The 12,418-nt window shown below is 53.2% G+C and carries 12 protein-coding genes; 11 read left to right on the top strand and 1 reads right to left on the bottom strand.

Annotated features, from left to right (window positions below; all coding sequences use genetic code 11):
• Nucleotides 1-2: 2 nt before the first annotated feature.
• Both gltK and KKH3_RS04950 read left to right on the top strand, forming a co-directional pair.
• Nucleotides 3-677, top strand: coding sequence for a glutamate/aspartate ABC transporter permease GltK (gene gltK / locus KKH3_RS04955; RefSeq protein WP_039356460.1), 675 nt, complete (start codon nucleotides 3-5; stop codon nucleotides 675-677).
• Nucleotides 677-1,402, top strand: a complete 726-nt coding sequence (locus tag KKH3_RS04950; protein ID WP_039356457.1) for an amino acid ABC transporter ATP-binding protein — start codon at nucleotides 677-679, stop codon at nucleotides 1,400-1,402. Before gltK ends, KKH3_RS04950 begins: the two co-directional genes overlap by 1 nt.
• Nucleotides 1,403-1,451: 49 nt before the next feature.
• On the opposite strand, the gene KKH3_RS04945 is transcribed toward KKH3_RS04950, so the two are convergent.
• A complete protein-coding gene (locus tag KKH3_RS04945) occupies nucleotides 1,452-1,934 on the bottom strand; it encodes a zinc ribbon-containing protein (protein WP_010298779.1) in 483 nt (160 codons plus the stop codon).
• Between the two features lie 309 nt (nucleotides 1,935-2,243).
• Between KKH3_RS04945 and leuS the strand changes: the two genes are divergently transcribed.
• The 9 genes from leuS (at nucleotide 2,244) to rlpA (ending at nucleotide 12,252) form a co-directional block, all read left to right on the top strand.
• Nucleotides 2,244-4,826 (top strand): leucine--tRNA ligase, encoded by a 2,583-nt coding sequence (leuS, locus tag KKH3_RS04940; protein ID WP_039356453.1) that lies wholly within the window; start codon nucleotides 2,244-2,246, stop codon nucleotides 4,824-4,826.
• 14 nt (nucleotides 4,827-4,840) lie between these two features.
• Nucleotides 4,841-5,395, top strand: a complete 555-nt coding sequence (lptE, locus tag KKH3_RS04935; protein ID WP_039356450.1) for an LPS assembly lipoprotein LptE — start codon at nucleotides 4,841-4,843, stop codon at nucleotides 5,393-5,395.
• Nucleotides 5,392-6,417 carry a DNA polymerase III subunit delta gene (holA, locus tag KKH3_RS04930; RefSeq protein WP_039356447.1) on the top strand — a complete coding sequence of 342 codons (1,026 nt, stop codon included), beginning with the start codon at nucleotides 5,392-5,394 and terminating at the stop codon, nucleotides 6,415-6,417. Before lptE ends, holA begins: the two co-directional genes overlap by 4 nt.
• Nucleotides 6,384-7,073 carry a nicotinate-nucleotide adenylyltransferase gene (gene nadD / locus KKH3_RS04925; RefSeq protein ID WP_052201293.1) on the top strand — a complete coding sequence of 230 codons (690 nt, stop codon included), beginning with the start codon at nucleotides 6,384-6,386 and terminating at the stop codon, nucleotides 7,071-7,073. The genes holA and nadD overlap by 34 nt, the downstream gene beginning before the upstream one ends.
• Before the next feature lie 194 nt (nucleotides 7,074-7,267).
• Entirely contained in the window at nucleotides 7,268-7,585 is a 318-nt protein-coding gene (rsfS, locus tag KKH3_RS04920) for a ribosome silencing factor (RefSeq protein WP_039356444.1), read from the top strand.
• Nucleotide 7,586: 1 nt separating this feature from the next.
• Nucleotides 7,587-8,057, top strand: a complete 471-nt coding sequence (rlmH, locus tag KKH3_RS04915; protein ID WP_005976291.1) for a 23S rRNA (pseudouridine(1915)-N(3))-methyltransferase RlmH — start codon at nucleotides 7,587-7,589, stop codon at nucleotides 8,055-8,057.
• 33 nt (nucleotides 8,058-8,090) lie between these two features.
• Nucleotides 8,091-9,995, top strand: a complete 1,905-nt coding sequence (gene mrdA, locus KKH3_RS04910) for a peptidoglycan DD-transpeptidase MrdA (protein WP_039356442.1) — start codon at nucleotides 8,091-8,093, stop codon at nucleotides 9,993-9,995.
• Nucleotides 9,996-10,004: 9 nt separating this feature from the next.
• Entirely contained in the window at nucleotides 10,005-11,117 is a 1,113-nt protein-coding gene (gene mrdB, locus KKH3_RS04905) for a peptidoglycan glycosyltransferase MrdB (RefSeq protein WP_039356439.1), read from the top strand.
• A 13-nt stretch (nucleotides 11,118-11,130) separates the two neighbouring features.
• Nucleotides 11,131-12,252, top strand: coding sequence for an endolytic peptidoglycan transglycosylase RlpA (gene rlpA, locus KKH3_RS04900; RefSeq protein ID WP_039356437.1), 1,122 nt, complete (start codon nucleotides 11,131-11,133; stop codon nucleotides 12,250-12,252).
• Nucleotides 12,253-12,418: the final 166 nt, after the last annotated feature.

Here is a 12,418-nt window from a genome sequence, read left to right as displayed (position 1 = left end):
TCATGTATGAATTTGACTGGAGCTCAATTGGGCCAAGCATGCCGTACCTGCTTCAGGGGATGGTCGTTACACTCAAAATTACGCTAACGGCGGTAGTATTCGGGATTATCTGGGGCACGATTCTGGCAGTAATGCGCCTGTCGCCGATTAAACCCATCAGTTGGTTCGCCAAACTGTATGTAAACCTGTTCCGCTCCGTTCCGCTCGTCATGGTGCTGCTGTGGTTCTATCTGGTGGTTCCTAGCTTATTACAAAATGTGCTTGGGATATCGCCTAAAACCGATATTCGACTGATTTCAGCTATGGTAGCCTTTTCGCTATTTGAGGCAGCCTATTATTCGGAAATCATTCGTGCGGGTATTCTCAGCGTGTCACGCGGTCAATCCTCCGCGGCGTTAGCATTAGGCATGACGCACTGGCAATCCATGAAGCTGGTCATTCTGCCGCAGGCATTCCGCGCCATGGTTCCGCTGCTGCTGACGCAGGGGATTGTTCTGTTCCAGGATACCTCACTGGTTTATGTGCTCAGCCTCGCTGATTTCTTCCGTACCGCCTCAACCATCGGCGAGCGTGACGGAACACAAGTTGAAATGATCCTGTTTGCTGGGTTCATTTATTTTCTCTTCAGCATTACTGCCTCAATGCTGGTCAGTTACCTGAAAAAAAGGACGGTTTGATGATTTCCCTGAAAAATGTTTCTAAATGGTACGGCCAATTTCAGGTGCTAGCCGACTGCTCCACAGAAGTAAAAAAAGGTGAAGTCGTAGTCGTCTGCGGGCCTTCTGGCTCTGGTAAATCAACCCTGATCAAAACCGTAAACGGTCTGGAACCGATTCAAAAAGGTGAAATTACCGTCAACGGTATTGCCGTGAACGATAAAAAAACCAATCTGGCCCAGTTGCGATCCAAAGTCGGGATGGTGTTCCAGCACTTTGAACTGTTCCCACATCTGTCGATTATCGAGAACCTGACGCTGGCGCAGGTGAAAGTGCTGAAACGCAAGCGTGAAGAAGCCAAAGCCAAAGCACAGAAGCTGTTGGAACGCGTTGGGCTGGCAGCACATGCCAATAAGTATCCAGGGCAGCTTTCTGGTGGTCAGCAACAGCGTGTCGCCATCGCCCGCGCGCTGTGCATGGATCCTATCGCGATGTTATTTGACGAACCGACATCCGCGCTTGATCCAGAGATGATCAACGAAGTACTGGACGTTATGGTTGAATTGGCACAGGAAGGCATGACCATGATGGTCGTCACCCATGAAATGGGCTTTGCACGTAAAGTAGCGCACCGCGTGATCTTTATGGATGAGGGCAAAATCGTTGAAGACACCCGTAAGGATGATTTCTTCAATAACCCACAGTCCGAACGCGCGAAAGACTTCCTGGCGAAAATCCTGCATTAATACTCAGATAAAGCGTGCCGCAAGGCACGCTTATTTATCCCCAACAGCTCTACGGCTGAAATGGCTGGCGGTGGAACAGATCATGCGAGCATTTCGGACAGAGTGGCAAAACCTCCGGCGTGTAGAACGCAATATGATGATGGCAGTTCTCGCATACCAGATTGCCTAGCCCGACGACTTCACCGCTGTGGTACACCCCGTGATGGTTCACATCTTTAAAGATCTCGCGCCACTCTAGCTGTGTTTTATCCGTAATATCAGCCAGTTCCTGCCACAGGCTTTCCTTGATGACTCGCATAAACACGCTATCGGTAAACTCATCCTGACTTTCGTTATAGCTGCGGGCAAACTCTTCCAGATCGCGCTGAACGGCCTGGATCACCTGCTCTATTTCTTTCTGCGTCAGCTCCGAGCTTTCCTGCAAGGTTTTACGAGCGCTCAGCACCAGACTGTCGAGATCGCGTTCACCGTTGTTCAGCCGAGCCGTCACTGAAGCCATTAACTCGCGGTAATAGCGGGCTAGTTTATTCATGCTTCCTCCTGAATAAGCGGGTCGAAGGGTGATAAAGAACGCATATTCGCCGTCTGGCACAACAGGCCAAAAACCGCTACGTTGCCTATCTCTCTCTATTTTAGATTATTTTTGCCATTCTTCTGGCGAATTGTCGCTAATTTGCGCAACAGCTCGCAGTCTATCGCTCACAAATCAGAAATATTCCTCAGTCGGGCGCTGGGTGTTGTTGCCCGCGTCGCTTACGGCTATGCTATGCGGATCTTTTGTTATGAATCAGAACAGGCTACTCACGTAGCGATTCTTCACTAAACAGGACCCCTGGCAGCCATGCAAGAGCAATACCGCCCAGAAGAGATAGAAGCGGACGTCCAGCTTCACTGGCAAGAGAAGCAGACATTTAAAGTCACCGAACAGCCCGGCAAGGAAAAATACTATTGCCTTTCCATGCTGCCTTACCCTTCTGGCCGACTACATATGGGCCACGTCCGTAACTACACCATCGGCGACGTGATCTCCCGCTATCAGCGCATGCTGGGAAAAAACGTTCTGCAACCGATCGGTTGGGATGCCTTTGGTCTGCCGGCAGAAGGCGCAGCGGTTAAAAACAACACCGCGCCTGCCCCCTGGACATACGCCAACATCGACTACATGAAAAACCAGCTCAAACTGCTGGGCTTTGGCTATGACTGGGACCGTGAAGTCGCGACCTGTAAACCAGACTACTACCGCTGGGAACAGTGGTTCTTCACCAAGCTGTACGAGAAAGGTCTGGTTTATAAAAAAACCTCCGCCGTTAACTGGTGCCCGAACGACCAAACCGTACTGGCGAACGAACAGGTTATTGACGGCTGCTGCTGGCGCTGCGATACCAAGGTTGAGCGCAAAGAGATTCCGCAGTGGTTTATCAAAATCACCGCTTATGCAGACCAATTGCTGAACGATTTGGATACGCTGGAAAGCTGGCCTGAGCAGGTCAAAACCATGCAGCGTAACTGGATTGGTCGTTCCGAAGGTGTGGAAATCACCTTTGACGTGGCGGACAGCGCAGAGAAACTGACGGTCTATACCACGCGTCCGGATACGTTCATGGGCGTGACCTACGTTGCCGTTGCCGCTGGTCACCCTCTTGCTGCACAAGCTGCCGCAACCAACCCAGCGCTGGCCGATTTCATTGCAGAATGCCGTAATACCAAAGTCGCCGAAGCCGATATGGCGACGATGGAGAAAAAAGGCATGGCCACTGGCCTGTATGCCATTCACCCGCTGAACGGTGAGAAAGTCGCTATCTGGGTCGCCAACTTCGTTCTGATGGAATACGGTACAGGCGCAGTGATGGCCGTTCCGGGTCACGACCAGCGCGACTGGGAATTCGCCACCAAATACGATCTGTCCATCAAACCGGTTATTCTGAATGCCGATGGCAGCGAGCCCGATCTGTCCGCTCAGGCGATGACGGAAAAAGGCAACCTGTTCAACTCTGGTGAGTTTGACGGTCTGGATTTCGAAGCCGGATTCAATGCCATTGCCGATAAGCTGGTAGAAAAAGGCATCGGCGAACGTAAAGTCAACTATCGCCTGCGCGACTGGGGTGTCTCTCGCCAGCGTTATTGGGGCGCACCAATCCCAATGGTGACGCTGGAAGACGGTACCGTTATCCCAACACCTGAAGATCAGTTGCCGGTGATCCTGCCGGAAGATGTCGTGATGGATGGCATCACCAGCCCACTGAAATCTAACCCAGAATGGGCGAAGACAACCGTTAACGGTCAGCCAGCGCTGCGTGAAACCGACACGTTCGACACCTTTATGGAATCGTCCTGGTACTACGCGCGCTACACCTGCCCGCAGTACGATCAGGGGATGCTGGATCCGGCTGCCGCCAACTACTGGCTGCCCGTTGACCAATACGTTGGCGGTATCGAACACGCCATCATGCACCTGATGTATTTCCGCTTCTTCCACAAACTGATGCGCGATGCTGGTCTGGTGACGTCTGATGAGCCTGCTAAACGCCTGCTGTGTCAGGGCATGGTGCTGGCCGATGCCTTCTATTATCTCGGTAATAACGGCGAGCGCGTCTGGGTTTCTCCGACCGATGTGACCGTTGAGCGTGATGAGAAAGGACGCATCGTCAAAGCCGTCGATAACGAAGGCCATGACGTGGTTTACGCGGGCATGAGCAAAATGTCGAAGTCCAAAAACAACGGCATCGACCCGCAAGTCATGGTAGAGAAATACGGTGCAGATACCGTTCGCCTGTTCATGATGTTTGCTTCTCCGGCAGAAATGACGCTGGAATGGCAGGAATCCGGCGTAGAAGGCGCAAACCGCTTCCTGAAACGTGTCTGGAGACAAGCCTTCGAGCATACCGAGAAAGGTGCGGTAACGGCGCTGGATATCGCTACACTGACTGAAGATCAGAAATCACTGCGCCGCGATCTGCACAAAACAATCGCGAAAGTGACCGATGATATCGGCCGTCGTCAGACCTTCAACACCGCGATCGCCGCCATCATGGAACTGATGAACAAGCTGGCGAAAGCACCGCAGGATAGCGATCAGGATCGCGCCCTGACGCAAGAAACGCTGCTGGCCGTCGTTCGTATGCTGTATCCGTTCACGCCGCACGTCTGCTTCACGCTGTGGCAGGCACTGCAAGGTGAAGGCGACGTCGATACTGCACCGTGGCCGGTTGCAGATGAAAACGCAATGGTTGAAGATTCCAAGCTGGTCGTTGTTCAGGTTAACGGTAAAGTTCGTGGTAAAATCACCGTTGCCGCTGACGCGAGCGAAGAACAGGTTCGCGCACGCGCTGCTCAGGAACCGCTGGTCGCGAAATATCTGGACGGCGTCACGGTTCGTAAAGTGATTTATGTCCCTGGCAAACTGCTTAACCTGGTTGTGGGTTAAGGCAAGGAGGAACTGTGCGACATCGTTTATTCACGTTGTTGCTGGGGTTAGCGGTGTTAATCACCGCTGGCTGCGGTTTTCATCTGCGCGGCACGACACAAGTGCCTGCGCAGTTACAAACACTGGTGCTCGACAGCAGCGATCCTTATGGTCCGCTAACGCGTGCGGTACGTGAGCAGCTCCGTCTTAGCGATGTAAAAATCGTTGACGATGCGACGCGTCAGGATATCCCGTCTCTACGGGTTTTGGGCTCAAGTGAAACGCGCGATACCGTCTCTATTTTCCAGGACGGTAAAACAGCGGAGTACCAGATGGTGCTGACGTTGCAGGCACAGGTGCTGATGCCGGGTGAAGATATTTATCCGCTCAGCGTAACGGTGTTCCGCACGTTCTTTGATAACCCGCTGGCTGCACTGGCGAAAGATGCCGAACAGGACATCGTCCGTCAGGAAATGCGCGAGCAGGCTGCCCAGCAGTTGGTGCGTAAATTGCTAACCATCAACGGTAGTCAGGAAGTCAAAAATCGATTGCAGTCCACCGACTCCACTACTGCCGCCACGCGTTCATGATTCGGCTTTACCCCGAACAACTCACCGCGCAGCTCCATGAGGGGCTGCGCGGTTGTTATTTGGTCTTTGGTTCAGACCCGCTCCTGCTTCAGGAAAGTCTCGACAGCATCAAGCGGGTCGCTCAACAACACGAATTCAGCGAGCATTTCAGTTTCATCCTGGATCTTCATACCGACTGGGATGCGATTTTCAGCACCTGTCAGGCGCTCAGCCTGTTCGCCTCACGCCAATCGCTCTTACTGGTTTTACCAGAAAACGGCCCAAACGCCGCGATGGGTGAAAACCTGGTTAAGCTCTCGGGATTATTACACCCCGATATTTTGTTGATTCTGCGCGGTCATAAACTGACCAAAGCGCAGGAAAACAGCGCCTGGTTCAAAGCGCTGGCGCAAAACAGTGTCTATATCAATTGCCTGACGCCGGAACAAGCACAGCTCCCCCGCTGGGTCGCCCAGCGGGCTAAATCCATGAAGTTGGCGCTGGATGAACAGGCCACACAGCTCATTTGCTATTGCTATGAAGGCAATCTGCTCGCGCTGTCTCAGGCGTTAGAACGGCTGGCGCTGCTGTATCCCGATGGCAAGCTGACTCTGCCCCGTGTGGAAAGCGCAGTTAATGATGCTGCTCACTTCACGCCGTTCCATTGGCTTGATGCGCTGCTGGCAGGCAAAAGCAAACGCGCCTGGCACATTTTACAGCAGTTAAAACAGGAAGATTGCGAGCCTGTTATTTTACTGCGCACGCTACAGCGTGAATTGCTACAGCTGCTGGCGCTGAAACGGCGCATGTCAGACACGCCGTTGCGTACGTTATTCGATCAGCAAAAAGTGTGGCAAAACCGACGTGACCTGCTCACTCAGGCACTACAGCGGCTTTCTCTTCAACAGCTACAGCAGGCCATACGATTGCTAACGCAGGTGGAAATAACGTTAAAGCAAGACTATGGGCAGTCCGTTTGGTCAGAACTGGAATCGCTTGCCATGTTGCTGTGCGGCAAAGCCTTGCCGGAGGCATTCATCTGAATACGTTACCCGCTACGCCATCGCTGACCGCATTTTTTGGCGGCACGTTCGATCCGATTCATTACGGTCACCTTCAGCCAGTGGCGGCACTGGCAAAACTTGTGGGGCTAACTCAGATTGTCCTGATGCCCAATAACGTTCCGCCACACCGTCCGCAGCCCGAAGCCAGTTCCCGACAGCGTTTTCATATGGCTAAACTGGCCGTTGAAGGCAACCCGCTCTTTACCGTGGACGATCGTGAGCTACAACGGCAAACGCCCTCCTATACCATCGATACGCTGGAAGCGCTGCGGGCTGAAAAAGGCCAAGATGCGCCGCTGGGCTTTATCATTGGGCAGGATTCGCTGCTGACGCTACACCATTGGCACCGCTGGAAAGATCTGCTTAACGTTTGTCATTTGCTGGTATGCGCTCGGCCCGGTTATCGCTCGACGCTGGAAACGCCCGAATTACAACAGTGGCTGGACGATCATCAGACGCACACGCCGAACGCGCTTCATCAGCAACCTCATGGGCGGATTTTTTTGGCAGACACACCGCTGGTCACCATTTCCGCAACGGACATTCGCCAACGCCGTCAGCAAGGCCTGGACTGCCAGGATTTATTGCCTCCCGCCGTGCTCAGCTACATCGACGAAAGCGGCCTGTACCAATAACGCCGCTTTTCCTGCCCATCAACCACGGGCTTTATACCACTCGGTAAAAGTGCGTGATATACTCCGCGGCTGGTTTCAATCACCGGGAAAAGCGGAAATTCTCGGCAATTATTCGGTGATTCACCTTTTTCCTAAATCATTCAGCGCCACACGCGTTCGTCAGTTACTGACAAAACGCCATTGAGGGGGAACCTTTGCAAGGCCAAGCACTCCAAGACTTCGTTATTGATAAGGTCGATGACTTAAAAGCCCAGAATATTGTTGCACTTAACGTGCAGGGTAAGTCCAGCATCACCGATTACATGGTTATCTGTACGGGCACCTCTACGCGTCATGTCGCGTCTATTGCCGATCACGTCGTGCAGTCTTCACGCGCTGCGGGTCTCATCCCACTCGGTGTCGAGGGTGAAAGCGCTGCTGACTGGGTTGTTGTCGATTTAGGTGACGTGATGGTTCATGTCATGCAAGAAGAAAGCCGCCAGTTGTACGAATTAGAAAAGCTGTGGGGCTAGTATGAAACTGCAACTGGTCGCCGTTGGCACCAAAATGCCCGACTGGGTGCAGACTGGTTTTACCGATTATCTGCGCCGTTTCCCAAAGGACATGCCTTTCGAATTACTCGAAATTCCGGCGGGGAAACGGGGTAAAAATGCGGACATTAAACGCATTCTGGAGCGCGAAGGCGAACAGATGCTAGCCGCAGTGGGCAAAGGCAACCGCATTGTTACGCTGGATATTCCAGGGACTCGCTGGGAGACGCCGCAGTTGGCGCAACAGCTAGAGCGCTGGAAACAGGACGGGCGCGACGTCAGCTTGCTGATTGGTGGGCCTGAAGGGCTTTCGCCGGAATGCAAAGCCGCAGCGGAACAAAGCTGGTCACTCTCGCCATTAACGCTGCCACACCCGTTGGTTCGTGTACTGGTCGCCGAGAGCCTGTATCGTGCCTGGAGCATTACGACTAATCACCCTTACCATCGGGAGTAAGGCGATACGATGAAACGTGTGAAATAACGCTGGATGAAAGTAGAACGTAAACCCTTTCGTGATTATACGGCTGAGTCCGCCCTGTTCGTGCGCCGTGCTTTGGTGGCATTTCTGGGCATTTTGCTGCTTTCTGGTGTATTAGTCGCTAATCTTTATCATCTGCAAATTTTGCGTGTTGATGACTATCGCACGCGTTCTAACGAGAACCGCATTAAGCTGGTTCCTATCGCGCCCAGTCGCGGTATTATCTACGACCGTAACGGCATCCCGCTGGCGCTGAACCGCACGATCTATCAGTTAGAACTGGTGCCCGACAAAGTCGATAACCTTAAAGATACGCTGGAAGCCCTGCGTCCCGTCGTCGATCTGACTGATAGCGATCTGGAAAATTTTGAAAAAGAGCGCAAGCGCTCACGCCGCTTTACTTCCATTCCAGTAAAAACCGGGCTCGATGAAATTCAGGTTGCCCGTTTTGCCGTCAACCAATACCGCTTCCCCGGCGTTGAGGTTAAAGGCTACCAGCGCCGCTATTATCCTTACGGCTCTGCACTGACGCACGTCATCGGCTATGTTTCCAAAATCACCGATAAAGAAGTGGAGCGGTTAACCAAAGAAGAAAAAATTGCCGATTACGCCGCCACGCGTGACATCGGTAAGCTGGGGATTGAACGTCATTACGAAGATCTGCTCCACGGCAAGCCCGGTTATGAGGAAGTTGAGGTTAACAACCGTGGCCGCGTGATCCGCCAACTCCACGAACAGCCACCGCAGGCTGGCCGTGATATTTATCTGACGCTGGATCTAAGCCTGCAAATCTACATCGAGAAACTGCTGGAAGGCAGCCGTGCCGCCGTGATAGTCACCGACCCACGCGACGGGGGTATTCTGGCGATGGTTTCCACGCCCAGTTACGATCCCAACCTCTTTGTCGACGGGATTTCCACCAAAAATTACGCAAAACTGCAAAGCGATCCCAATCGTCCATTGATCAATCGTGCAACTCAGGGGATTTATCCCCCCGCTTCCACCGTGAAACCTTATATCGCAGTTTCTGCCCTGACGGCGGGTGTGATCACGACTAACACCAGCCTGTTCGATCCCGGCTGGTGGCAATTACCGGGTTCCGAAAAGCGCTTCCGCGACTGGAAAAAGTGGGGACATGGCCGTCTTAACCTCACCAAATCGCTGGAAGAATCCGCGGATACCTTCTTCTATCAGGTCGCTTATGACATGGGGATCGATCGCCTGTCCGAATGGATGAACAAATTTGGTTACGGCGAGAGAACCGGTATCGATATTTCGGAAGAAAGCAGGGGCAATATGCCAACGCGCGAGTGGAAATTGGCACGATTCAAAAAGCCCTGGTATCAAGGGGATACGATCCCGGTCGGGATTGGTCAAGGTTATTGGACCGCAACGCCTATCCAAATGACTAAAGCGCTGGTGACGCTGATCAACGACGGTCAGATCAAAACGCCGCACCTGCTTTATAGCTCGCGGGAAAATGGCAAGATTGTGCCTTTCCGACAGACAGAGAATCAGCAAATTGGCAACATCCATTCTGGCTATTGGGAAGTGGCGAAAGACGGCATGTATGGCGTGGCTAATCGACCTAACGGTACTGCCCGCAAAAGCTTTGAGGATGCACCTTATAAAATTGCGGCAAAATCTGGCACGGCACAGGTTTTCGGCCTGAAAGAAAACGAAACCTATAATGCGCACAAGATCGCAGAACATCTACGTGACCATAAATTAATGGTTGCGTTTGCCCCGTATAAAGACCCTAAAGTAGCGATGTCGATTATTCTGGAAAACGGTGGAGCAGGCCCGACCGTTGGCACCATTACCCGCCAGATCCTTGACCATATTCTGTTGGGTGACAACAATACCGATTTACCCAGCGCGCCTCCTGCGCCGCCGGGTAGCGAGAGTGAGTAACAGACAGTCATGACCGATAGCCAACAAAAGGGATCGTTCTGGGCGAAAATCCACATCGATCTCCCGTTTCTTCTCTGCATCCTGGCACTGCTGGGCTATAGCCTATTTGTCTTATGGAGCGCCAGCGGACAAGACGTTGGTATGATGGAGCGAAAAGTCGTTCAAATCGTGCTGGGTTTTACGGTGATGATCGTGATGGCACAAATCCCTCCGCGCGTATATGAAGGCTGGGCTCCCTACCTCTATGTGTTTTGCGTGATATTGCTGCTCATCGTGGATATTTTTGGGCAGATCAGTAAAGGCGCACAGCGCTGGCTGGATCTGGGCTTTATCCGTTTCCAGCCGTCGGAAATCGCCAAGATAGCCGTACCGCTGATGGTCGCCCGTTTTATCAACCGTGATATGTGTCCACCGTCGCTAAAAAATACGGCAATCGCGCTGGTGCTGATTTTTGTTCCTACGCTGCTGGTTGCCGCACAGCCGGATTTAGGCACCTCAATTCTGGTCGCGCTATCGGGGCTGTTTGTGCTTTTCCTTGCTGGCATGAGCTGGCGTTTAATTGGTATCGCCGTCCTGCTACTCGCCGCGTTTATTCCTATACTCTGGTTTTTCCTGATGCATGATTATCAGCGCGCCAGGGTGATGATGCTGCTCGATCCAGAAAGCGATCCGCTCGGCGCCGGGTACCATATTATTCAGTCGAAAATTGCGATAGGCTCTGGTGGCCTGTCTGGCAAAGGCTGGCTACATGGCACACAGTCTCAGTTAGAGTTTCTGCCAGAGCGCCACACCGACTTTATCTTTGCCGTATTGTCAGAAGAGCTCGGGTTAATCGGCGTGTTGATTCTACTCGCTATGTATCTGTTCATGATTATGCGCGGCCTGGTCATCGCTGCGAATGCGCAAACCTCGTTCGGCCGGGTTATGGTCGGCGGGCTAATGTTGATTCTGTTTTTCTATGTGTTCGTCAATATCGGGATGGTCAGCGGTATACTTCCCGTCGTTGGCGTGCCGCTGCCGCTAGTCAGCTACGGCGGGTCGGCGCTGGTCGTCTTAATGGCGGGGTTCGGTATCGTCATGTCGATACATACTCACCGCAAACTGCTATCTAAGAATTTATAACACGAGGTGAGCAATGCGTAAGGATTGGCTTTGGGTCGGCGTAGCAACTCTGGCGCTTGCGGCCTGTACCACAACGGAACAACGGCAGCCTACACCGCCCGTGACTCAGGTTTACAGCGGACCGACGGAAGAGATCGGTGGCGCAGAACCGCGTTATGAACCCTATAACCAGGGTACGCTGCAAGACTACAGCATCAAAGGTAAGACCTATAAGATTGTCAAAAATCCGCAAAACTTTAGCGAGACAGGCTTAGCGGCATGGTATGGCGAAGAAGCCAGCGGTAACCGCACGTCAATCGGCGAAACCTTTGACCCTAATGCGATAACCGCCGCCCACCCGACGCTGCCGCTGCCAAGCTATGTCCGCGTGACCAACCTGAGTAATGGCCGCCGTCTGGTAGTACGTGTGAACGATCGCGGGCCGTACACGCCGGGCAGAATTATCGATCTGTCGAAGGCCGCAGGCGATCGACTGAACATCTCGAACAATACCAAAGTAAAAGTGGATTTCATCAACGTCGCGCCAGACGGCACGCTCTCCGGTCCCGGAACCGTCGGCACCACCGTCGCCAAGCAAAGCTTCGCCCTGCCGGAACGCCCGAGCTTCGGCGCCAGCGGCTTGGGGACGCCAATGATGGAAACGACTTCCCCCACCTCTAACAGCGCCGTGCGGCCGATCAGCAATAGCAGCCTGAGTGCACCCGCAGAAAACACACAGCCGCAGAGCAGCGCGCCGTCGCACAGCGGCGGTTTTTTGGGTGCACCTTCCGCCTTACCTGCTGGCGTGGTTGAATCCAGCGTGACGCCAACAGCAACGCCATCGTCATCCGCTGCGCCAATGAACGTCGCGCCAGCAGCGGCTGCGATTACTGCTCCTGCGGCTGTCACGCCTTCCGCCACGGGTCGCTATGTGGTTCAGGTCGGTGCTCTAAGCGATCAGCAGCGCGCACAAACCTGGCAGCGCAGCCTGAGCGAACGTTTCCGCGTGTCTGGAAACGTCACCGCGAGCGGCGGGCTGTACCGCATCCAACTGGGGCCATTCCAGAATCGTCAGCAAGCCGCTGAACTTCAACAACGTTTGTCAGTCGAAGCTCAGCAGCAGTCGTTTATTACCGCCGCACCCAGTACCCTCTAGTAACGGATAATCGGCAGACTCACGCAGCGAAAACGGCGGCTATGGCATTGAACATACCGCCCTTTTGCAAAATCACGTAACGTAATGTCTGATGCCTGCCTATTTGCCATCTGCTATAGTGTGGCTCGTTTTTTAACTCATACCCACGGATGTTGTTGTTCCAATC

Origin of the sequence: Pectobacterium actinidiae (genome assembly GCF_000803315.1) — a bacterium.
Lineage (GTDB): Bacteria > Pseudomonadota > Gammaproteobacteria > Enterobacterales > Enterobacteriaceae > Pectobacterium > Pectobacterium actinidiae.
Note: the sequence above shows the minus strand (reverse complement) of the source record. Positions and strands in the feature narration are given on the sequence as shown.